Source organism: Coprococcus sp. LG101-27, assembly GCF_027695515.1.
GTDB classification, from domain to species: Bacteria; Bacillota; Clostridia; order Lachnospirales; family Lachnospiraceae; genus Allocoprococcus; species Allocoprococcus comes.
The window spans coordinates 31,468-52,661 of record NZ_JAQEUJ010000004.1 but is presented as its reverse complement, the minus strand read 5'-3'; the positions used below and the strand labels follow the sequence as shown (position 1 = coordinate 52,661).

Sequence of the window (21,194 nt, the reverse complement as noted above, 5' to 3'; positions counted from 1 at the left end):
ACATATAGGCATTAAGGTGCCGATTTTGAAACAAAAACTTCCGGGATTTTTAATGGAGAGTTTGGAAAAAATAGGGAAATAAACCAGGAAAGATGGCTCTTGTCAAGAAGAAACATATCTGTTATAGTGAGTAAGAATAAATAAAGAAACTTTTTCAGTGCTAGGCAGAAGAATTTCTGGTCGGCTTAAAAGGGAATCAGGTGAAAGTCCTGAGCGATCCGGTCACTGTAAATGAGGAGTAAAGCGGCGGCATGCCATTGCATAAAAATGTGAGAAGGTGCAGCTTTGTTAGGATCCATAAGCCAGGAGACCTGCTGAAAGAGAGTAAATTGCTTCCGATGAAAGCGCGTTTACATACACAAAGAAATGATATCTTGCTTCATACAGAGTATGAAAGCAGGATTTTTGTGCTGCCATATATACGGAGAAGAGTTCCGGTGGCAGAGGGTGTAGGTGAAATCTGCTTTCAGGAAAAAGGAAGCAGATTTTTTTTGCATACGATGAGCCAGGTGCAGATTTGTGTTTGCACAAGGATCTGAATTTGGCGAATGTACATCATCGAGTTGTCAAGCGACAGAAGATCAGGACATCAGGAGGAAGAGTTAGATTATGAAGAGAAATTCCAAACATTTTCTTGCACTTTTTATGGCAGTTGCAATGTCGGTTACACCGGTTTCTTATGCTTACGCTGAGGACAGTGCAGTGGCAGGAGTAGAAAATACAGAATCAGGTCAGCAGACCGTAGAAGTGGAGGACGGAAAAAACGGTGCGGCAGACGCTGCAGATCAGCCGGCTGAAGAAGTGACTGGACAGGAAGAAGAAACGACTGCCGGACAGGGAACGGACGAGAATCAGAAGAGTCAGGAAGAGCCGAAAGCAGAAGAAAATGCGGAAACAGGGAATGTAACTGAGGCAGAGAAGAAAGAAGCGGGCGAAGACGGAAAGAGCGAAGAGAAGATTTCTGAGAGGCAGGATGTTAAGACAGAAGAAACTGCGCAAAATGCTGGAGAAGTGAGTACGCAGGAAGCGAAAAATGTTACCAGTGATTTTGCAATGTTTAAGGTTGGATCGTCTTCTGTTGTAAAAGAAAATGATCACCTGAAAGTTTCGATAGAAACAGAGAATACAACTTACAATAAAATTTATATTGGAAGTAAAGCTGATACAGTTGAACGGAAAGAAGAAAAGGCGATAGTTGGAACAGGAACAGGCAACGGGTATTTATTTTCATTTGAACTTCCACTGTCAGCAGATGGAACGGATGTTGCCTTTGTACCACATAGCCAAGAGAACGGCTGGGAGAGTAGGAAAGCAGACGGAGATTACACGCTTCATATCTCATCGTCAGCAGAAAATAAAAAAGACGACACAGAAAATCCTGAACAGGGAGGCAATTCAGGAGAGAACAAACCGGGAACCGGAAGTGGCGAAAACCAGAAACCGGGAAATGAGGACAAGAACGTACTGGATACTGGAAAGTATGTAGTAGATGTTGATGCAGCTTCAGCGAGTGGAATGTTTCGTGTAGTAAATTGCGTGCTGACATCTGTTGGTGGCAAGATGCAGGCAGATATTACACTTAGTGGAACAGGATATGATTATTTATACGTGGGAACCGCTAAGGATGCTGAAAAAGCTTCAAAAGATCAGTTAATTGCGCCTAAAGAAATTGTAGAAGGAAAATGTGTATTTACAGTGCCGGTGGAAAGCATGAATACTGGGATTCAGATTGCAGCACATGGGAAAAAAGGTGGTAAATGGTTTGATCGTACATTAACATTCAAGACAGAAGGAATGACCAAATATGTTCAGGTAAGTGATGGCTCTTATAAAGTAAACGTAACTTCAAGTTCATCCATGTTTAAAGTTACGGATTGCATCTTAACATCAAAAAATGGAGAGATGACTGCAAAAATTACACTCAGTGGTACAGGATATGATTATCTGTATGTAGGAACAAGTGCAGAAGCAGCACTTGCAGATAAGTCCAAGTGGATTCCTTATGTTGTGGACAAAAATGGTATGTATACCTATACGATTCCGGTTTCTTTATTAGACACAGGAATTTCAGTGGCAGCATTTTCTCATAAAAAGCAAATATGGTATGACCGTACCTTGACATTCGCCTCAGCAGGCATGAAGAATCTGAATAATAGCAATTCCACAAATGGAACTACTGGAAATAATGGCAACACCAACCAGGGAAATAACACCAGCCAGAACACCAACTTTGGAACCGGCACCACTTCCGGAGGCACAGGCACAAACCAGACCCCGGACAAAGAATCCAAATACGAGGCAGATTTAAATGGTGGAACTGCCCGTGTAAACAGTGCAACAACACTTGCAGACGGTGTCTATACACCGGATAAATTTTCCTGGTCAGGTGGAACCGGAAAGGTCAGCATCAGTTGTACCAAGATTACCGTGACAGGCGGTCAGGCATATGCTACCATTGTATTTAGCAGTGGTTCTTATGGCTATGTAAAGGCGAATGGAAATACCTATTATCCGACAGCAACCGGAAGTACGTCTACATTTGTCATTCCGGTAGAACTGAACAAGAACAATACGATCATCGGTATGACAACCAAGATGTCAACAGCGCATGAAATCAGCTATTCGATTTTCATTTACCTAAGTGCTGCAGCAAAAGCAGACGGAACTACAGTAAGTGGGGAGACCAATTTAAGTGCAGATACACTGGATGAGAAAGCGCCGGAAATCATGGGACTTTCTTATCAGTCTGAGACAAAGGTAGAGCATGCAGAGTACTTCAAGATCTATCATTATGATCAGGGAATCACTCTTTTAGAAATCGATCAGGGAAAAGATGAGGATACAAAAGAAATCAAGACAAAGGATACAAAAGAAGATACAGATTCCGGACTGACACCGGCACAGGAAGAACAGCTTGCGCTTTACAAAGCAAAGATTGTCCGTTATCTGATCGTTCCGGAAGACGCAGAAATTCCTGCAGGTCTGGATAAAGAAATGATCGTGATCCAGAAGCCAAAGAAGTCTGTATATGTAGGTTCAGAGGAAGTACTGGAAATCCTGGATAAGCTGAATGCAACAGACCAGATTACATCAGTAGGGGTAAAACAGAAGAACTGTAAGGTAGAAGGCATTGCAAAAGCAATGAAAGCTAAGAAGATCATTTATGCAGGAACCTATAAGAAACCGGAAAATAAAAAACTGATGAAGAGTAAGTGTGATCTTGCAATTCTTTCCAATAAAATTCTTCCGGATGAAAAGAATGAGAAGAAAATGTCGGTAGAAGATCAGCAGAAGAGATACGAAGAGCTGGCAGAAAAATTTGTTCTTCTGGATATTCCGATGATCGTTGACCGGTCAGCAGATGAGAAAAAGGATGATGCGAAAGAAGAATGGAGCAAGGTTTACGAGGCGATTTTCGCGCAGACAGACAGTGCAGATTCTTCTGCAATAAACTAGGCAGATTCTTTTTTATATACAGAGGTAGAAAATGAAAAAGAGAACGATGCGTCTGGGGTGCATTCTTTTAAGTACAGTGCTGCTTGGGATGGTGGCACTGACCGGATGCGGGCAGGCGAAAAGGAATACAACAGATACAAAAAAAACAGAAAGCAGCAGTACAAAAGGAAGTGCCAAAGAAAAAAAAGGTCCGGGGATTGACGGACTCACCTATGAATTTACGATGGATCTGGAATATGCCGAAGGTTTTCAGGTATATTATTACAAAGACGGCTATAAGATGATAGATATCAAAGGTGATGCAAAATTTCTGGTCGTTCCGGAGAACCAGGATGTGCCGGATGGAGTTGATGAGGATTACGTAATCCTTCAGCAGCCGCTGGATCATATTTATCTTGCGGCGACATCTGCAATGGCACTTTTTAATGCGATCGATTCTCTGGATAATATCACAATGACAGGTACCCAGGCTTCCGGATGGTATATTGAAAATGCAGTCAAAGCGATGGATGACGGGAAAATAAAATTTGCAGGGAAATACAGTGAACCGGATTATGAGATGCTGGTGGACGAAGACTGTGATCTTGCCATCGAATCGACCATGATCCTTCACACACCAAAGGTACAGGAGATGATCGAATCTTTGGATATCCCGGTGATGATCGACCGGTCCAGCTATGAATCGCATCCTCTAGGAAGAACTGAATGGATCAAACTTTATGCAGCAATGCTGAATAAAGAAGATGCAGCGGATGCATTTTTTGAAAAGCAGGTGGAAAATGTCGATGCGCTCAAAGATTTTAAGAATACCGAGAAGACAGTTGCATTTTTCTATGTAAGCAGTGACGGAACGGTGGTAGTAAGAAGAAGTGATGATTATATTCCGAAAATGATCGAACTTTCCGGTGGAAGATATGTATTCGATGATCTGACTGACGATGACAGTAATACTTCAGCAGTAAAACTTACAATGGAAGAGTTTTACGCACAGGCGGCGGATGCAGATTATCTGATTTATAATTCAAGTATCGATAATCCAATCAACAGTGTAAAAGATCTGGAAGAAAAAGATGCACTTTTTTCTGATTTCAAAGCAGTCAAAGAAGGAAATGTATGGTGTACCGGTAAATATCTGTATCAGGCAACCGATATCGTTGGGGAACTGATCACGGATATGAATCTGATGCTGACAGGCGGCGATGAAAGCAAGATGACATTTTTATACCATGTAAAATAGAAAACGGAGAAGAAAATGGGACAGGCAGGAATGAAAAATAACTGGAAAAGGAATACAAGATATATGGGAGTCTTTGCGGTGCTGGCAACAGTTTTTTGCATGATCGTAGTGCTGAACATCAATACCGGAAATGTACAGATCTCGGTTCTTGAGATTTTACGGATCCTGTTTCTGAAAAAAGGAACACAGGTGCAGATGAATATTATCTGGAAAATCCGTCTTCCGCGTGTCCTGATGGCGGGGATTCTGGGAGGGGCACTTGCCCTTTCCGGATTTTTATTGCAGACATTTTTTTCCAACCCGATCGCAGGACCGTATGTACTGGGGATTTCTTCGGGTGCAAAGATGATGGTCGCTCTGGCGATGATCATCTTTTTAAAATATTACACTTTGGTATCATCTTATATACTGATCATTGCAGCATTTATCGGATCTATGCTTTCAATTGGATTTATCCTGCTTCTTGCAAGAAAAATCCGGAATATGGCAACTCTTCTGGTTGGCGGAATCATGATCGGTTATATCTGCTCGGCAGTAACTGATTTTGTAGTGACTTTTGCGGAGGATTCAGATATCGTGAATCTGCATGGCTGGTCACAGGGAAGCTTTTCCGGTATGAGTTGGAGCAATGTAAAGGTAGCAGCGCTTATGGTAGGAATCATACTGATCCTTACCTTTTTCCTGTCAAAGCCGATCGGAGCGTATCAGCTGGGAGAAATGTATGCGCAGAGTATGGGGGTCAATATCCGTGTGTTCCGGGTGCTTCTGATTCTGCTTTCCAGTGTATTTTCCGCATGTGTGACTGCATTTGCAGGGCCGATTTCATTCGTTGGAATCGCAGTTCCGTACTTGATCAAGCATCTTCTCGGGACGGCAAAACCGCTGGTTGTGATACCGGCAACATTCCTTGGCGGGGCGGTGTTCTGTATGGGATGTGATCTGATCGCGCGTATGGCATTTGCACCACTGGAGCTGAATATCAGTACTGTGACTTCGATCTTTGGTGCACCGATCGTAATTTTCATGATGATAAAAGGAAGAAAAGGGAAATAAATATGAGTGAGAGCTATTTTCAGATGAAAGATCTTTCTGTCGGATATCATGGAAATGTACTGATCCATGATATCTGTACAGAGATTAAAAAAGGTGAGATATTGACGCTGATCGGACCAAACGGTTCCGGGAAATCTACGATTTTAAAAAGTATTACCAAGCAGCTTACGCTCATTGGAGGTAAGGTGACGATCGGTGAAAAGAATCTGAAAGACTTATCTTACAAAGAGCTTGCAACGAAGATGGCAGTGGTGCTGACACAGCGGGCAAAGCCGGAGCTGATGACCTGCTATGAGGTCGTAGCAGCAGGGCGGTATCCTTATACAGGACGGCTTGGGATATTAACGCGAGAAGATGAGAAAAAGACACAGGAAGCACTGGAAATTGTCCATGCAACAGAATACGCAGAAAAAAGTTTTGAGGCGATCAGTGACGGGCAGAGACAGCGGATCCTTCTGGCAAGAGCGATCTGCCAGGAACCGGAGGTACTGATCCTGGATGAACCCACTTCTTTTCTGGATATCCGTTATAAGCTGGAGCTGCTTACTATTTTGAAAAATATGGCGAAAGAAAAGCAGATCACGGTCATTATGTCACTCCATGAGATCGATCTGGCGCAGAAGATCTCAGATAAGATCCTGTGCGTTAAAGGAGATACGATTTTCGGGTATGGAGAGCCGGAGGCGATTTTTAAAGAAGATTTTATCCAGAAGCTTTATGAGATCGACAACGGGCATTTTGATCCGCTGTTCGGAAGTGTGGAGCTTGCAAAGGCGGAGGGAGAGGCAGAAGTATTTGTGATCTCTTCTGGAGGCAGTGGAATTCCTGTTTACCGAAACCTTCAGAAAGCAAAGATTCCATTTTCGGCAGGAATCCTGTATACTAATGATATCGACTATCATCTGGCAAAGCATCTGGCGGTCAATGTAATAGAAGAAGAGCCATTTGAGCCGGTAAGCGATCGTGCATTTGAATGGGCAAAGCAGATGATCAGACAGTGTAAAAAGGTGATAAATGCAGGAATTGTGATTGGGACAACCAACCGGAAGATGAAAGAACTGCTTGTATTTGCAGAAGAAATGGGGAAACTGGAATCATATGAAAAATAGACTTTTGCACATTTACTGTGGAGATGGAAAAGGAAAGACGACGGCGGCAACAGGGCTTGCAGTGCGCGCAGCTGGAAGCAGTATGCGGGTTCTGTTTGCCCGTTTTTTAAAAAATGAATTTTCAGGAGAATTGAAGATTCTGGATCAGATCCCGGAGATCGAGGTACTTCATCTGGAAAAAAGCTATGGATTTTTTAAGACACTTTCTGAAAAGGAACAGGAAGAAGTCCGAGAGATGTATGGCAGGCTGTGGAATACGATCCAGAGAAAAATCAGCACAGGGGATTATGATATGCTTGTGATCGATGAATTTATGGCGGCATACCGGTATGGACTGATTCCGAATGAAGAGGCGGTGCAGTTCTTAAAAGACAGACCGGACAATCTGGAAGTGGTTCTGACCGGACGGGATCCGTCAGATGAGTTATTGGAGCTGGCAGATTATATTTCGGAGGTTAAGATGGTACGGCATCCTTTTGAAAAAGGAATCCGGGCAAGGAAAGGCATTGAATACTAAGGAGACGAAATGGAAATGGACAAGATGCAGGTCGTGTGGAAAAATCAAAAAGAACTGCGGTGCGGATACACAACGGGAAGCTGTGCTGCGGCAGCAGCAAAGGCGGCAGCGGCAATGCTCTTTTCCGGGGAGGAAGTCCGCCAGGTATCTCTTATGACACCGAAAGGGATCGAACTGTATCTGGAAGTGGAAGAGATCCAGAGAGAAAATGAAGCGGTCAGCTGTGCCATTCAGAAGGATAGCGGAGATGATCCGGATGTGACGAACGGGATCTTCGTTTACGCCAAGGTCACGAAAAAAAAGGAAAAAGGAATGACCTTAGATGGTGGAATCGGAGTCGGGCGCTTTACCCGGAAGGTGCTGGAGCAGGAAGCCGGAGAGGCAGCAATCAACAAAGTGCCACGGCAGATGATCCGGGAAGCGGTGCAAAGCCAGATTGAGAAATATGAATGGGATGGCGGTGCAGACATTGTGATCTATATTCCGGAGGGCGTGGAGATCGCGAAGAAAACGTTTAATCCAAGACTTGGGATTGAAGGCGGGATTTCGGTACTTGGAACCTCCGGGATCGTAGAACCGATGAGCGAACAGGCACTGACGCAGACTATTTTCATGGAAATGAAGATGCTTCGTGATGAAGGTCACCGGTATTGTTATCTGACACCGGGAAATTATGGAAATGATTTTCTCAGGCAGACACTTGGGTACGACCAGGAGCTTGCGGTGAAGTGCAGTAATTATATCGGGGATGCGATTGATGACGGCGTGCGGCTGAAGATGGACGGACTGCTGCTTGTAGGACATATCGGAAAGCTGGTCAAGATCGCGGCAGGTGTAATGAATACCCATTCCAGACAGGCAGATGCAAGAATGGAAGTGCTTGCCGTCCATGCGGCAATGGCAGGGGCAGACCGTGAGACAGTCTGTGCTCTGATGAAGTGTTTTACGACGAAGGAAGCATTGGACATTCTGGAAGAAAGAGGACTTTTGGAAGAGACGATGCAGACCGTGATGGAGAAGATCGAGTATCATTTGGCGAAGCGTGCCGGCGAGAAGATGAAGGTCGGGGCGCTGATGTTTTCGGATGAGCTCGGTGTTCTGGGGAAGACGTCTTTTGTAGATGAACTGAGGAAAAAGATCGGATAAGCGACGGGATAAAAGTAAAGAAAACAGAAAGGTTTGACAGAGAATGGCAGGAAGATTTGACCTTGCGGGTGTAGGTCCGGGAGATCCGGAACTGATGACGATAAAGACAATGCATGCGATTAAGGCGTGTCAGATATTGGTACTTCCAATTGGCAGTCCGGAGTTAAAGAAACCGGAACTGGAAGAGGGGGAAGAAGAGACATTTGCAAAAGAATGTCTGGCATATCGGATTGCGTGTGAGGCAGAGCCGGAGACGAAAAAGAAGCTGCGGCTCTATCTTCCCATGCCAATGATCAAGGAAAAAAAACTCCTGAAAGAGATACACGATGAGGGTGCAAAAAAGGCGGCAGAGCTTCTGGAGAAAGGAAAGAATCTGGTTTTTCTGACGATTGGAGATCCGACCGTGTATTCGACAGGAATTTATATTTATAAAAGACTGAAAAAGATGGGATATCAGGGGGAGATCTTTTCCGGGATTCCGTCTTTTTGTGCTGCGGCGGCAAGGCTGGAGATCTCGCTTGTGGAGAACCGGCAGGAGCTGCATGTTCTTCCGGTGTCCTATGGAATTGCAGAAAAGTTGAAGCTTCCGGGGACGAAGGTTCTTATGAAGACCGGGAAAAAGATGGTGCAGGTCAAAGCTGTTCTGAAAGAGGAAGGACAGCAGGCGAAAATGGTCATGAACTGCGGAATGGATGGAGAAAAAATTTACAAATGCACAGAAGAAATACCGGAAGATGCGGGATATTTTTCGATTGTAATAGCAAAGGAGAAAGAAAAATGATTCATTTTGTTGGAGCAGGAAGCGGTGCTGTGGATCTGATCACAGTACGAGGGCAGAAGCTTTTGGAGGAAGCGGATATTGTGGTGTATGCCGGTTCGCTGGTAAATCCGGAACTTCTTACCGTATGTCAGAAGGACTGTCAGATCTACAACAGTGCGAAGATGACGCTGGAAGAAGTGACGGAAGTGATGATTTCCGGAGAGAAGCAGGGAAAAAAAGTTGTCCGTCTGCATACCGGTGATCCGTGTCTGTATGGTGCGATCAAAGAACAGATGGATCTTCTGGAAAAGGAGAATATTTCTTATAAAGTGTGCCCGGGAGTCAGCTCCTTTTGCGGAGCGGCATCTGCATTGAATGCAGAATATACCCTTCCTGGGATTTCACAGTCTGTGGTAATCACACGGATGGCAGGAAGAACGCCGGTTCCGGAAAAAGAATCCATTGAAAGTTTCGCTGCGCACCAGGCAACGATGGTCATCTTTTTGAGTACCGGGATGCTGGAAGAATTGTCAAAGCGTCTGATCGAAGGCGGTTATCAGCCGGAGACTCCGGCTGCGATTGTCTACAAGGCAACCTGGGAGGATGAAAAGGTGTGCAGATGTAAAGTGAAGGATCTTGCGGTGACAGCAAAGGAGAATGGAATTACAAAGACAGCACTGATCGTGGTTGGTGAGGTGCTTGGCGGAGAGTATGAACGGTCACTTTTGTATCATCCGGAGTTTACAACAGAGTTCAGACAGGGCAAAGGAAAAGAAGGTGCAGGAAATGTGTAAAATTGGAAAAGTCTATGTAATCGGTCTTGGACCGGGTGCTGAGAAAGAAATGACATACCAGGCGTCCACGGCACTGGAAAAAAGTGAGATTATTATCGGATATACCGTATATACAGGACTGATACGGGAAAGATTTCCGGATAAAAAGTACCTTTCCACACCAATGCGGCAGGAAGTGGTCCGCTGTGAGATGGCAATGGATGAGGCAATGAAAGGAAGAACGGTAGCTATGGTATGCAGTGGAGATGCCGGAATTTACGGAATGGCAGGTCTGCTCTATGAGATGGGACAGGGCTACCCGGAGGTGGAGCTGGAGGTCGTGCCGGGAATCACGGCGGCAAATGGCGGAGCGGCAGTTCTTGGTGCACCTCTGATGCATGATTTTGCAGTGATCAGTCTGAGTGATCTTCTGACACCGTGGGAGAAGATTGAAAAGAGGATCCGCGGAGCTGCGATGGCGGATTTTGTAATCTGTCTGTATAATCCGTCCAGCCGGAAACGGGCAGATTACCTGAAAAAGGCATGCGAGTATATTCTGGAGTACCAGAGCCCGGATACAGTCTGCGGTTATGTGCGGAACATCGGACGTGAAGGCGAAGATGCACATATTCTGACACTTTCTGAGCTGAAGGATACGGAGGTCGATATGTTTACAACCGTTTATATCGGCAACAGCCAGACGAGAAATGTGGATGGGAAAATGGTGACACCGAGAGGCTATCGATTGGAGGAATAACTGTGGAAAACCGAAAATGCCAGGTAAATCTTGCCGGGATCGGGATGGGAAGCAAAGGAACGCTTACGGAAGAGGTCAGAAAGATCATTGTGGAAAGTGATGTGCTGATCGGAGCTACGCGGATGCTGGAAGGATTCCGAGAAAAAAAGAAATGCTGCTATGCAGAGTATCTGCCGGAAAAAATCAGAGCAATCCTGGATGAGCAGGAGGAAAAGACCAGATGTACGGTGCTGTTTTCCGGGGATACCGGATTTTACAGCGGGGCAAAAAAGCTGGCGGATATTCTGAAAAAAGACGGATATGAAGTGCAGATTTTTCCGGGGATTTCATCTGTAATCTATCTTGCGGCAAAGCTTGGAAAAAGCTGGGAGGATGCGAAGATCATCAGCATGCATGGAAGAAGTCAGAATTTTATCTATGCAGTTGCAAACCATGAAAAGACATTTCTGATCCTTGGAAAAAGTGCGGGAAAAGAAATCTGCGAAAAACTGAAATATTACCATCTGGAACAAGTAACCGTTTCGGTTGGAAATCATTTGTCTTATCCGGATGAAGAGATTGTGATCAAAAAAGGAAACGAGCTTCAGGCAGAAGATTTTGGTGATCTTACCACTATTCTGATCGAGAATCCAAAGCCGGAAAAGAGAACAGGAATTCATCTTGCAGATGAGGAGCTGATCCGTGGAAGTGTTCCGATGACGAAGGAGGAAGTGCGGACAGTCAGCATTGCAAAATTGAAGCTTACAAAGAATGCAGTAATATATGATGTGGGGGCTGGAACCGGTTCGGTGTCTATAGAGGCTGCTCTTCAGGGAGAGAATCTCCGCGTTTATGCAATAGAGAAGAATCCGGAGGGTGCAGAGCTGATCAGGAAGAATATGCAGAAATTCCGGACAGACCAGATTCAGGTGATAGAAGGAGTTGCACCGGAAGCACTGGAAGCACTGGAAATGCCGACCCATGCTTTTATCGGAGGCAGTACAGGACAGTTAAAAGAAATTATTCAGTGCATAAAGAAAAAAAATCCGGACGTCCGTATCGTGATTAATGCAATTTCGCTGGAAACCGTGAAGGAAGCGATGGAGGCGATGGAGGAAGGACTGCTTGCAGATCCGGAAATCATACAACTGAATGTGGCAAAGTCAAAGAAACTTGGAAGATATCACATGATGACCGGATTAAATCCGATTTATATTATTTCAGACGGAGGAGATACAGAATGAAAATTCCCGGAATTGTAATCGCGGCATCTGCCAGTGGGAGTGGAAAGACAGCGGTGACAATGGCAATGATGAAAGCATTTAAAAATGCCGGAAAGAAGGTACGCGCCTGCAAATGCGGACCGGATTATATTGATCCTATGTTTCACCGGGAGGTGCTGGGAATTGATTCCGAGAACCTGGATCTGTATTTTTGTGACCGGGAGCGCTTGAAAGAGCGGTTTATGCATCATGCGGAAGGCGCGGAGCTTGTGGTGACAGAAGGTGTGATGGGGTACTATGACGGGATCAGTCTGGATTCGGATCAGGCAAGTACTTATGACGTTGCGAGAACCCTGGGACTTCCGGTAATCCTGGTTGTTCCGGCAAGAGGTATGGCATCGACAATCCTGGCAGTATTGAAGGGAATGATTGAATACCGGAATGACAGTAATATCCGGGGAATCATTCTGAACCGGATTTCCCCGATGCTGTATCCGAAGATGAAGAAGATGATCGAAGGGGGATTGCAGACAATGGGATTCCAGGTTCAGGTGGTTGGTTATGTGCCGGAGGAGGATGCTTTTCATCTGGAGAGTCGGCATCTGGGACTGATGCTTCCGGAGGAAATAGGGAACCTGAAAAAACAGATTGACCGGGCAGCAGAGATTCTGACAGAGACACTTGATATGGAATCGGTGCTGAAAATTGCCTGGGAAGCAAAAGAAATGGAGTATTATCCGGTGAAGGCAAAACAGGAAGCAGCCGGACGAAAAGTGCGTATCGGCGTAGCGCGTGACTTGGCCTTTTGTTTCTATTATAAGGATAATATGGAGCTTTTAAAAGAGCTTGGATGTGAGATCATTCCGTTTAGTCCTTTGGAGGATACAAGGCTTCCGGAACATTTAGACGGACTTTTATTTGGTGGTGGATATCCGGAACTTTGTGCGAAACATCTGGCAGAAAACAGAGCTATGCGAAAAGATGTAAGAAAGCAGATTGAAAATGGAATTCCATGTATTGCGGAATGTGGAGGATTTTTATATTTGACAGAAGAGCTGGAAGGGGAAGATGGAAAGCACTATCCGATGGTGGGGGCACTTCCGGGAAAAGGGATCAAAAAAGGGCGACTTACCAGATTCGGATACATTGAGCTGACTGCGGAAATGAACGGAGTGTATATGAAAAAGGGAGAGAAGATCCGGGCGCATGAGTTCCATTATTGGGATTCTACGGAAAACGGAGAGGATACACTTGCCGTAAAGCCGGATGGTGTGAGAAAATGGCAGGCTGTTCATATGAAGGGGAATTTGTTTGCGGGATTTCCGCATTTATACTTTTATTCCAACCCCAAAGTGGCCAAACGCTTTGTAGAAGCGTGTAGAACCTACAGAAGCAAGTAAAAAGCTGACAAAGACAAATCGAAAAGACAGGAGATTAGACTTACAGATGGAAGAGACCAGATGGAAAGAGAAAATAAAACCACTTGATGAAAATGCAATGGAAGAGGCGCGGGCTCGCTGGATGACGGTAGGGAAGCCTCTGTTCAGTCTGGGAAGTCTGGAGGACGCGGTGATCCAGATTGCCGGGATCAAGGGGACTTCGGATTTTGAACTGCGAAAACGCGGGCTGATCATTATGTGCGCAGACAACGGTGTGGTAGAAGAAGGCGTGACACAGACCGGCCAGGAAGTGACAGCAATCGTGGCAGATAATTTTACAAGAGGAGAGACAAGCGTCTGCATCATGGCAGAAGAGGCAAAGGTAGATCTTTTCCCGGTGGATGTAGGGATGGCAACAGATGTGCCGTCTGTGACAAAGAAAGAATACAAAGTGATGTATGGCACACACAATTTTGCAAAAGAAGCGGCGATGACAAGAGAAGAGGCAGTTGAGGCGATAGAAGTTGGAATTCAGATGGTAAAGAAGTGTGCCGAAGCGGGATACGAAATTCTTGCGACAGGTGAAATGGGGATTGGAAATACAACGACCAGCAGTGCGGTTGCCTCTGTATTGCTCGGAGAGGATCCGAAGGTCATGACAGGAAAGGGGGCAGGTCTGACGAAAAAAGGTCTGCGAAAGAAGGTACAGGTCATCCGGGAAGCGGTTGAGCGGATGCAGCCGGATAAGACAGATGCGATCGATGTACTTTCCAAGGTTGGAGGACTTGACATAGCAGGACTTGCAGGTGTATATCTTGGTGGGGCGATCTACCGGATTCCGGTGCTGATAGATGGCTTTATTTCTGCAGTGGCTGCACTTGTGGCGGTACGGATGGTTCCGGAATGTGCAGGATATATTTTACCATCCCATTTGTCTGATGAACCTGCGTCAAGAAAGATTTTAGATGCTTTAGAAAAAAAACCATTTCTCACATGTGGTATGTGTCTGGGGGAAGGAACAGGAGCAGTGGCAGCGATGCCGCTTCTTGAGATGGGACTTCAGGTGTACCGCAAAATGGGAACTTTTGATGATATTCACGTAGAGCAGTATGAAGTACTGGATGGGAAGGAAGAAAGATGAAGTTTTTAGAACCGATGATCATTGCGTTTTCTATGTATTCCAAAATACCGATGCCGCGCATTGAGTGGAACAAGGAAAATATGAAATATACGATGTGTTTTTTTCCGCTGATCGGTGTTGTGACCGGAGCAATCATTTATCTGGCAGGAATGTTTCTTGATGGAAATATTTTTTCAAAAGTACACAGTGGAAGATTGATGTTTGCTGCGGTCATGACATTGATACCAGTTTTTGTAAGTGGAGGAATCCATCTGGATGGATTTATGGATACGATGGACGCACTTGGATCCTGGGGAGATAAAGAAAAGAAACTGGAAATCCTGAAAGATTCGCATAACGGTGCTTTTGCGGTCATCGGAATCTGCTGTTATTTTACCGGAAGCCTTGGCGTATGGAGTGAAATCCGGACGGAGATGCTTCCGGTAGTAGCAGCAGGATATGTAATTTCAAGAGCGCTCAGTGGGCTTGCTGTAGTGACATTTCCGGCAGCAAGAGGAAACGGTCTTGTGAAGACTTTCCAGGATGGAGCACAGAAAAAGGCAGTAAGGTTCACAATGATCGTATACCTGATCCTGGCGGCAGGATATTTGTATATCTGCTCACCGGTTGGTATGGTGGTACTTCTTATAATTGCAGGAGCAGTATTTGGATATTATTACCGGATGAGCAGGAAACAGTTTGGAGGCGTTACCGGGGATCTGGCGGGATACTTTCTGCAGATTTGTGAGATGGCATTATTAGTCGGGGGATTGATTGTGCAGGGAATCCAATGAAAAGCAGGGAGAGGAAGAGGAGACATATAGAAGATGGAAGTCAGACTGATTCGGCATTTTGCGACGGAAGGGAATTTGGAAAAACGGTATATAGGGGTGACGGATGAAGAAATAAAAACAGAGTGCGTTCCGGAGTATACTCTGAAAAAAGAAGAAAACGGACGATACGGGAAGGAAAATGGACGTGCGAAGTGGGAGCCGGAGCTTGTGATTGTCAGTCCGCTCAGGAGGTGCAGGCAGACGGCAGAGATTCTTTTCCCAGGAGTGGAGCAGGTTGTCTGTGATAAGATGAGGGAATGCAATTTTGGGCTTTTTGAGGGGAAGAATTATCAGGAGCTGACTGGAAATCCAAAGTATCAGAGCTGGATTGATTCTGGAGGTACAAAGGCATTTCCGGGAGGAGAAGATCCGATGGAGTTCCGGAAACGGTGTGTCTGCGGATTTGAAGAGATGATGGAAAAGATGATAAAGGGAAAAAGGAAGAAGATTGCCTTTGTGGTTCATGGGGGGACGATCATGTCGGTGATGGAAGCATTTGATCCGGAAAAGAAAGAATTTTACCACTGGCAGGTGAAAAACGGAAAAGGTTTTCATTTTCAAATTGAAGAAGAAAAATGGCAGCAGGGAAACAGACAGTTTGAGGAGATTGAGGAAATATGAGTTCTTTGATGGCATGTATAGCAGGAATGGCATTGGATGCGGTTTTCGGAGATCCGGTATGGCTCTATCATCCGGTGCGGATCATTGGAAAGTGGATTTCGAGGCTGGAAAAATGGCTGCGCGGATTTTGCAAAAATGAGGAAAGAAAAGAGAGAATCGCAGGGGGGATTCTGTGGTTTGGTGTGGTTATGGTATCCGTTGGAATTCCGTGGGGACTTTTGTATCTTGCCGGAAAGGTCAGCTTCTGGCTTCGATTTGCACTGGAAACCTTCTGGTGTTATCAGCTTCTTGCCGGAAAGTGCCTGAAAGATGAAAGCCGGAAGGTTTATGTACAGCTCGTAAACCATAACCTGGAGGGGGCAAGACATGCGGTATCGATGATCGTAGGGCGGGATACCGGAAATCTTTCTGAGGCCGGAGTGACAAAGGCAGCGGTAGAAACGGTAGCTGAAAATACATCAGACGGAGTGATTGCACCGCTCATTTTTATGTTGATCGGTGGGGCACCACTTGGATTTTTTTATAAGGCTGTTAATACAATGGATTCTATGGTAGGATATAAGAATGAAAAGTATTTACATTTTGGTCAGTTTGCGGCTAAAATGGATGATGTATGGAATTATATTCCGTCCAGGATATCAGCACTTCTGATGATCGCAAGTGCATGGATCTTCAGGATGGATTATAAAAGGGCGTGGGCAGTCTGGAAAAGAGACAGGCGAAAGCATGCCAGCCCGAATTCCGCACAGACAGAAGCGGTATGTGCAGGTGCACTTCAGGTGCAGCTTGCCGGAGATGCCTATTATTTTGGAAAATTATATCCGAAAGAGACAATTGGAGATGATGTGCGTCCTATCGAGCCGAAAGATATTTTAAGAGCCGGAAATCTGATGGACGGAGCAGCACTTCTGACACTTCTTGTCTTTGGATTACTGAAATATTGTATGATACTGATGTAAGGGGAATAAAAGGTTATGGAATATGTACATGGTGGAGATATTTATACACACAAAGGAATGACAGATTTTTCCGTGAATCTGAATCCGTTCGGACCTGGAAGAGCTGTAGTGGAAGCGGCAAGAAAGTCAATGGACCAGATTGGAAATTATCCGGATGCCAGTTGCAGGAAACTGAAAAGTGCTCTGGCGAAAAGACTGGAAGTTCCGGCTGAGCATATTATCTGTGGAAATGGGGCGGCGGATCTGATTTTTACGGCAGTGCTTGCGGACTGCCCAAGGAAGGCGCTGATACCGGTTCCTGCATTTGCGGAATACGAACAGGCACTGCGTGCGACCGGGTGCGAGATCTGTTATTATAAGAAAAGAGAAGCGACAGGGTTTCAGCTGGAAGAAGATTTTCTGGATCTTCTGAATGAAGATATCGATATGGTATTTTTATGTTCACCGGATAATCCGACCGGAAAGCTGATCGACCGGAGCATGCTCTGGAAGATTCTTGCCAGATGTGAGACTTACGGAATCCGGATGGTGCTGGATGAATGTTTTATTGATTTTGCGGAAAATGCAGCTACGGCATCCATTCTTGCAGATACCAAGAGATGGAGAACTTTATTTATCCTCCGTTCACTGACTAAGATGCACGCGATTCCGGGAATCCGTATCGGGTATGCCGTTACTTCGGATATGGAATTTCTGGAGAAGATGGAACAGTCCAGACAGCCATGGAGTGTATCGATACCGGCACAGGTGGCAGGCATGGCATCTTTAAAAGAGGGGATGCGTGTGAAACGGACCTGTGATTTTACGAACCGTGAAAGAATCTGGATGGAAAATGAACTGGACAAGCTGGGAATTACCCATTATCCGTCAGATGCCAATTTCATTCTGATGCGAAGCGGTATAAATTTATATGAGAAACTGAAAAAACAGAAGATCCTGATTCGGGATTGCAGCAATTACAAAGGTCTCGGAGAAGGATATTATCGTGTTTGTATGCGGCAGAGAGGAGACAACCAGAAGCTGATCGATGCGCTGGGAGAAATCCTCTATGCAGGTCAGGGAGAATTTTAATATGGCAAAGTCGATTATGATTCAGGGAACCATGTCAAATGTTGGAAAGAGCCTTCTTGCGGGAGGGCTCTGTCGTGTTTTAAAGGAAGATGGAATCAGGGTTGCACCATTTAAGTCACAGAACATGGCACTCAATTCTTTTATCACGGCAGATGGTCTGGAAATGGGACGCGCACAGGTCATGCAGGCAGAAGCTGCCATGATCCAGCCGGAAGTTTATATGAACCCGATTCTTTTGAAACCGACCTCCGATGTAGGAAGTCAGGTAATTGTAAACGGAGAAGTTGCGGGAGTCATGCCGGCGATGGAATACTTCCGTAAAAAGAAAGAATATATTCCGGCTATTTTAGAAGCTTATCATAAACTGGATGAAAAGTATGATGTGATTGTCATAGAAGGTGCGGGAAGTCCGGCAGAAATAAACCTTAAGCAGAATGATATTGTCAACATGGGACTTGCTGAGCTGGTGGATGCACCGGTTCTTCTTGTAGGAGACATTGACCGTGGTGGTGTGTTTGCGCAGATCGTCGGGACGGTTATGTTGCTGGAAGAAAAAGAGCGGGCAAGAATCAAAGGTACGGTGATCAATAAGTTCCGTGGGGATGTAAAAATTCTGGAGCCAGGTATCAGGATGCTGGAGGATCGGACAAAGATACCGGTATGTGGCGTGATGCCATATATTTATGCGGATATTGATGATGAGGATAGTCTGTCAGAAAGGTTTGACCGGAAAGAAAAGGCGGCACTTCTGGATATTGCAGTGATCCGCCTGCCGCGTATTTCTAATTTCACAGATTTTGCAGTACTGGAATGCAGGGAAGAAGTTTCTCTCCGGTATGTGTCAAAGGCAGGAGATTTCGGGAATCCGGATCTGGTAATTTTGCCGGGAAGTAAAAATACGATGGAAGACCTGTTGTGGCTTCGTCAGAGCGGACTGGAAGGGAAAGTGCTGCGCCATGCCTCATCAGGGAAACCGGTATTTGGTATCTGTGGCGGTTACCAGATGCTGGGAGAAGAGATCTGTGATCCGGAAGGGGTAGAACGTGGTGGAACCATAAAAGCGATGGGGCTGCTTCCTGCCGTTACTGTATTTGAAAATACCAAGAGAAGAACCCGTGTTACCGGAAAGTTCGGAGAAGTTACCGGAATCTTAAAAGCAATGTCCGGTGCAAAGCTGGATGGATATGAGATCCATATGGGGGAAACTATTTTTTCAGATAAAGATGCTGCAGATCATAAGATGCTGGTACAGATCTGTGATCAGGTGACAGATGAGAGCCGGTGGGACGGAGCGCAGAAGAAGAATGTGTACGGTTGCTATGTACATGGGATTTTTGATGACCGGGAAGTAGCGGATGCACTGATCGTGGCACTTCTGAAAGAAAAAGGATACGGCGAGGAAGCCATGCACTCCATGGACTACCATGCTTACAAAGAGAAGCAGTATCAGATTCTTGCAAGTGCAGTTCGTGAGAATATGGATATGAAGAAAATATATGAGATTATCGAGAAGGGAAATGCAGCAGAATGTTTCATCTGATCACAGGTGGCAGTGGAAGTGGCAAATCCGAATATGCAGAGCAGAAGCTTATGGAGTATGCCAGCCATTCAAAAAGAAACAAAAAACGCTACTATATAGCAACTATGATGCCTTTCGGGAAGGAAACGGAAGAGAAAATTGCACGTCACAGAAGACTTCGTGCAGGCAAAGGGTTTGAAACGATCGAATGCTATACGGATCTTAAAAAAGCTGCGGAAGTCCTGCAGACAAAAGAGACAGGAAGTGTTCTTCTGGAATGTATGTCCAATCTTGTGGCAAATGAAATGTACGATCCGTCAGGAGCAGGTGAAAATGCAGAAGAGTCCATTCTGGCAGGGATCCATAAGCTACAGAAGGCCAGTGATGATCTGGTAGTTGTTACAAATGAAGTGTTTTCAGACAGCATGACAGACAATCCGGAGATGGAAAAATATCTGAAGCTTCTCGGAAACGTAAATCTTCGGATGGGAGAGATGGCAGATCTGGTGACAGAAGTTGTGTACGGAATTCCGGTTGAAAGGAAAGACATAAAAAAATGAAAATGATAATCGGCGGTGCATACCAGGGGAAGCTTGCGTATGCAAAAAAGCAGAACCCATACATTCATTGGACGGATGGGGAACTATGTGAAGGAGATAATATTTTTGCGGCAGAAGGAGTCTTTCATTTTGAAAAATATATCCAGAGCATGATAAAAAAAGAAAACTGGTCGGAAAAAGAAGCAATTGATTTCGCATCGAAACTAACAAAAAAGTGTCCGGATATTGTAATTGTGACACAGGAGATCGGCTATGGCCTGGTTCCGATAGACGCATTTGAGCGCAGATACAGGGAACTGACCGGAAGGATCTGTACCGTACTTGCGGCAAATTCAGATCAGGTAGACCGGGTAGTATGCGGGATCGGTGTGACGATCAAAGGAGGAGATACCAAGTGAAGATAGAACTGGAAAATGTAAAACCTGCAGAAATAGAAAAACGCAGTTTTGAAATCATAACAGAAGAACTGGGCGATACGCATCTGATCCCAGGAACAGAACCGATCGTCAAACGCTGTATCCATACAAGCGCAGATTTTGATTATGCCAAGAACCTGATGTTTTCAGAAGGTGCAGTAGAAAAAGCGCTGGATGCCATCCGGAATGGTGCAGTCATTGTAACCGATACCCAGATGGGAAAAGCAGGTATCAACAAACGGAAGCTTGCGGAATACGGAGGCGAAGTTCTTTGCTTCATGTCCGATGAAGATGTAGCAGAAACTGCCAAAAAGAACGGAACCACGCGTGCCGTGGCAAGCATGGAAAAAGCAGCCGCCCTTGATAAAAAAATCATCTTTGCCATCGGAAATGCCCCGACAGCCCTTGTAAGACTCTATGAACTGATCCAGGATGGCAAATTAACCCCTGAACTTGTCATCGGAGTTCCTGTAGGATTCGTAAATGTCGTCCAGTCTAAAGAGTTAATCCTTTCACTGAAAGACACGCCATATATCGTAGCAAGAGGCAGAAAAGGTGGCAGCAATATCGCTGCATGCATCTGCAATGCACTATTATATATGTTGTAGATATATAATAAACAACCCTTGTCTAATGAGGTTTTTGTATTCTAACTGTATTTGCGATAATTAAAAAATTAACCATATTGTCAGAAAATAGACGCAAT

The 21,194-nt window shown here is 45.1% G+C and carries 20 protein-coding genes and 1 riboswitch; all 20 genes read left to right on the top strand.

What is annotated here, in order from left to right:
* The first annotated feature begins 138 nt into the window (after positions 1-138).
* Positions 139-333, top strand: a riboswitch (cobalamin riboswitch).
* 276 nt (positions 334-609) lie between these two features.
* The 20 genes from PG766_RS05190 to PG766_RS05095 are packed head-to-tail and all read left to right on the top strand — an operon-like array spanning position 610 to position 21,096.
* Positions 610-3,456 (top strand): hypothetical protein, encoded by a 2,847-nt coding sequence (locus tag PG766_RS05190; RefSeq protein WP_118198751.1) that lies wholly within the window; start codon positions 610-612, stop codon positions 3,454-3,456.
* 31 nt (positions 3,457-3,487) lie between these two features.
* Positions 3,488-4,693: an ABC transporter substrate-binding protein gene (locus tag PG766_RS05185; protein ID WP_118198750.1), complete on the top strand. Its 1,206-nt coding sequence runs from the start codon at positions 3,488-3,490 to the stop codon at positions 4,691-4,693.
* Positions 4,694-4,708: 15 nt separating this feature from the next.
* Positions 4,709-5,746, top strand: coding sequence for a FecCD family ABC transporter permease (locus PG766_RS05180; protein ID WP_118198749.1), 1,038 nt, complete (start codon positions 4,709-4,711; stop codon positions 5,744-5,746).
* 2 nt (positions 5,747-5,748) lie between these two features.
* The gene (locus PG766_RS05175; protein WP_118198748.1) at positions 5,749-6,855 is read left to right on the top strand and encodes an ABC transporter ATP-binding protein; all 1,107 of its coding nucleotides are present in this window, start codon (positions 5,749-5,751) and stop codon (positions 6,853-6,855) included.
* Positions 6,845-7,372 (top strand): cob(I)yrinic acid a,c-diamide adenosyltransferase, encoded by a 528-nt coding sequence (locus PG766_RS05170; protein WP_118198747.1) that lies wholly within the window; start codon positions 6,845-6,847, stop codon positions 7,370-7,372. The genes PG766_RS05175 and PG766_RS05170 overlap by 11 nt, the downstream gene beginning before the upstream one ends.
* A 9-nt stretch (positions 7,373-7,381) precedes the next feature.
* Positions 7,382-8,518, top strand: coding sequence for a cobalt-precorrin-5B (C(1))-methyltransferase CbiD (gene cbiD, locus PG766_RS05165; RefSeq protein ID WP_118198746.1), 1,137 nt, complete (start codon positions 7,382-7,384; stop codon positions 8,516-8,518).
* A 43-nt stretch (positions 8,519-8,561) separates the two neighbouring features.
* Positions 8,562-9,299: a precorrin-2 C(20)-methyltransferase gene (locus PG766_RS05160; RefSeq protein ID WP_118198745.1), complete on the top strand. Its 738-nt coding sequence runs from the start codon at positions 8,562-8,564 to the stop codon at positions 9,297-9,299.
* Positions 9,296-10,072, top strand: a complete 777-nt coding sequence (gene cobM, locus PG766_RS05155) for a precorrin-4 C(11)-methyltransferase (RefSeq protein ID WP_117555796.1) — start codon at positions 9,296-9,298, stop codon at positions 10,070-10,072. The genes PG766_RS05160 and cobM overlap by 4 nt, the downstream gene beginning before the upstream one ends.
* A 1-nt stretch (position 10,073) precedes the next feature.
* On the top strand, positions 10,074-10,808 hold the full coding sequence (gene cobJ, locus PG766_RS05150) for a precorrin-3B C(17)-methyltransferase (protein WP_118198783.1): 735 nt from the start codon (positions 10,074-10,076) through the stop codon (positions 10,806-10,808).
* Positions 10,809-10,810: 2 nt separating this feature from the next.
* Positions 10,811-12,031, top strand: a complete 1,221-nt coding sequence (cbiE, locus tag PG766_RS05145) for a precorrin-6y C5,15-methyltransferase (decarboxylating) subunit CbiE (protein WP_243014385.1) — start codon at positions 10,811-10,813, stop codon at positions 12,029-12,031.
* On the top strand, positions 12,028-13,410 hold the full coding sequence (locus PG766_RS05140; RefSeq protein WP_118198744.1) for a cobyrinate a,c-diamide synthase: 1,383 nt from the start codon (positions 12,028-12,030) through the stop codon (positions 13,408-13,410). Before cbiE ends, PG766_RS05140 begins: the two co-directional genes overlap by 4 nt.
* Before the next feature lie 46 nt (positions 13,411-13,456).
* On the top strand, positions 13,457-14,530 hold the full coding sequence (cobT, locus tag PG766_RS05135) for a nicotinate-nucleotide--dimethylbenzimidazole phosphoribosyltransferase (protein WP_118198743.1): 1,074 nt from the start codon (positions 13,457-13,459) through the stop codon (positions 14,528-14,530).
* Entirely contained in the window at positions 14,527-15,303 is a 777-nt protein-coding gene (locus PG766_RS05130) for an adenosylcobinamide-GDP ribazoletransferase (RefSeq protein WP_118198742.1), read from the top strand. Before cobT ends, PG766_RS05130 begins: the two co-directional genes overlap by 4 nt.
* Positions 15,304-15,336: 33 nt before the next feature.
* Entirely contained in the window at positions 15,337-15,963 is a 627-nt protein-coding gene (locus PG766_RS05125; RefSeq protein ID WP_118198741.1) for a histidine phosphatase family protein, read from the top strand.
* Positions 15,960-16,922 (top strand): adenosylcobinamide-phosphate synthase CbiB, encoded by a 963-nt coding sequence (gene cbiB / locus PG766_RS05120; RefSeq protein ID WP_118198740.1) that lies wholly within the window; start codon positions 15,960-15,962, stop codon positions 16,920-16,922. Before PG766_RS05125 ends, cbiB begins: the two co-directional genes overlap by 4 nt.
* 15 nt (positions 16,923-16,937) lie before the next feature.
* A complete protein-coding gene (locus PG766_RS05115; protein ID WP_118198739.1) occupies positions 16,938-17,993 on the top strand; it encodes a pyridoxal phosphate-dependent aminotransferase in 1,056 nt (351 codons plus the stop codon).
* Between the two features lies 1 nt (position 17,994).
* Positions 17,995-19,533, top strand: coding sequence for a cobyric acid synthase (locus tag PG766_RS05110; protein ID WP_118198781.1), 1,539 nt, complete (start codon positions 17,995-17,997; stop codon positions 19,531-19,533).
* A complete protein-coding gene (locus tag PG766_RS05105; RefSeq protein WP_118198738.1) occupies positions 19,521-20,072 on the top strand; it encodes a bifunctional adenosylcobinamide kinase/adenosylcobinamide-phosphate guanylyltransferase in 552 nt (183 codons plus the stop codon). The genes PG766_RS05110 and PG766_RS05105 overlap by 13 nt, the downstream gene beginning before the upstream one ends.
* Positions 20,069-20,470, top strand: a complete 402-nt coding sequence (locus PG766_RS05100; protein ID WP_117822896.1) for a bifunctional adenosylcobinamide kinase/adenosylcobinamide-phosphate guanylyltransferase — start codon at positions 20,069-20,071, stop codon at positions 20,468-20,470. The genes PG766_RS05105 and PG766_RS05100 overlap by 4 nt, the downstream gene beginning before the upstream one ends.
* On the top strand, positions 20,467-21,096 hold the full coding sequence (locus PG766_RS05095) for a precorrin-8X methylmutase (RefSeq protein ID WP_117555814.1): 630 nt from the start codon (positions 20,467-20,469) through the stop codon (positions 21,094-21,096). Before PG766_RS05100 ends, PG766_RS05095 begins: the two co-directional genes overlap by 4 nt.
* Positions 21,097-21,194 lie beyond the last annotated feature (98 nt).

Excerpts from the sequence above, each read along its gene's own strand:
- PG766_RS05125 (WP_118198741.1), top strand. The coding sequence starts at position 15,337 with ATGGAAGTCAGACTGATTCGGCATTTTGCGACGGAAGGGAATTTGGAA.
- PG766_RS05190 (WP_118198751.1), top strand. The coding sequence starts at position 610 with ATGAAGAGAAATTCCAAACATTTTCTTGCACTTTTTATGGCAGTTGCA.
- cbiD (WP_118198746.1), top strand. The coding sequence starts at position 7,382 with ATGGAAATGGACAAGATGCAGGTCGTGTGGAAAAATCAAAAAGAACTG.
- PG766_RS05115 (WP_118198739.1), top strand. The coding sequence starts at position 16,938 with ATGGAATATGTACATGGTGGAGATATTTATACACACAAAGGAATGACA.
- PG766_RS05185 (WP_118198750.1), top strand. The coding sequence starts at position 3,488 with ATGAAAAAGAGAACGATGCGTCTGGGGTGCATTCTTTTAAGTACAGTG.
- cbiB (WP_118198740.1), top strand. The coding sequence starts at position 15,960 with ATGAGTTCTTTGATGGCATGTATAGCAGGAATGGCATTGGATGCGGTT.
- PG766_RS05180 (WP_118198749.1), top strand. The coding sequence starts at position 4,709 with ATGGGACAGGCAGGAATGAAAAATAACTGGAAAAGGAATACAAGATAT.
- PG766_RS05100 (WP_117822896.1), top strand. The coding sequence starts at position 20,069 with ATGAAAATGATAATCGGCGGTGCATACCAGGGGAAGCTTGCGTATGCA.
- PG766_RS05175 (WP_118198748.1), top strand. The coding sequence starts at position 5,749 with ATGAGTGAGAGCTATTTTCAGATGAAAGATCTTTCTGTCGGATATCAT.
- PG766_RS05170 (WP_118198747.1), top strand. The coding sequence starts at position 6,845 with ATGAAAAATAGACTTTTGCACATTTACTGTGGAGATGGAAAAGGAAAG.
- PG766_RS05130 (WP_118198742.1), top strand. The coding sequence starts at position 14,527 with ATGAAGTTTTTAGAACCGATGATCATTGCGTTTTCTATGTATTCCAAA.
- PG766_RS05110 (WP_118198781.1), top strand. The coding sequence starts at position 17,995 with ATGGCAAAGTCGATTATGATTCAGGGAACCATGTCAAATGTTGGAAAG.
- cobM (WP_117555796.1), top strand. The coding sequence starts at position 9,296 with ATGATTCATTTTGTTGGAGCAGGAAGCGGTGCTGTGGATCTGATCACA.
- PG766_RS05160 (WP_118198745.1), top strand. The coding sequence starts at position 8,562 with ATGGCAGGAAGATTTGACCTTGCGGGTGTAGGTCCGGGAGATCCGGAA.
- PG766_RS05105 (WP_118198738.1), top strand. The coding sequence starts at position 19,521 with ATGTTTCATCTGATCACAGGTGGCAGTGGAAGTGGCAAATCCGAATAT.
- cobT (WP_118198743.1), top strand. The coding sequence starts at position 13,457 with ATGGAAGAGACCAGATGGAAAGAGAAAATAAAACCACTTGATGAAAAT.
- PG766_RS05140 (WP_118198744.1), top strand. The coding sequence starts at position 12,028 with ATGAAAATTCCCGGAATTGTAATCGCGGCATCTGCCAGTGGGAGTGGA.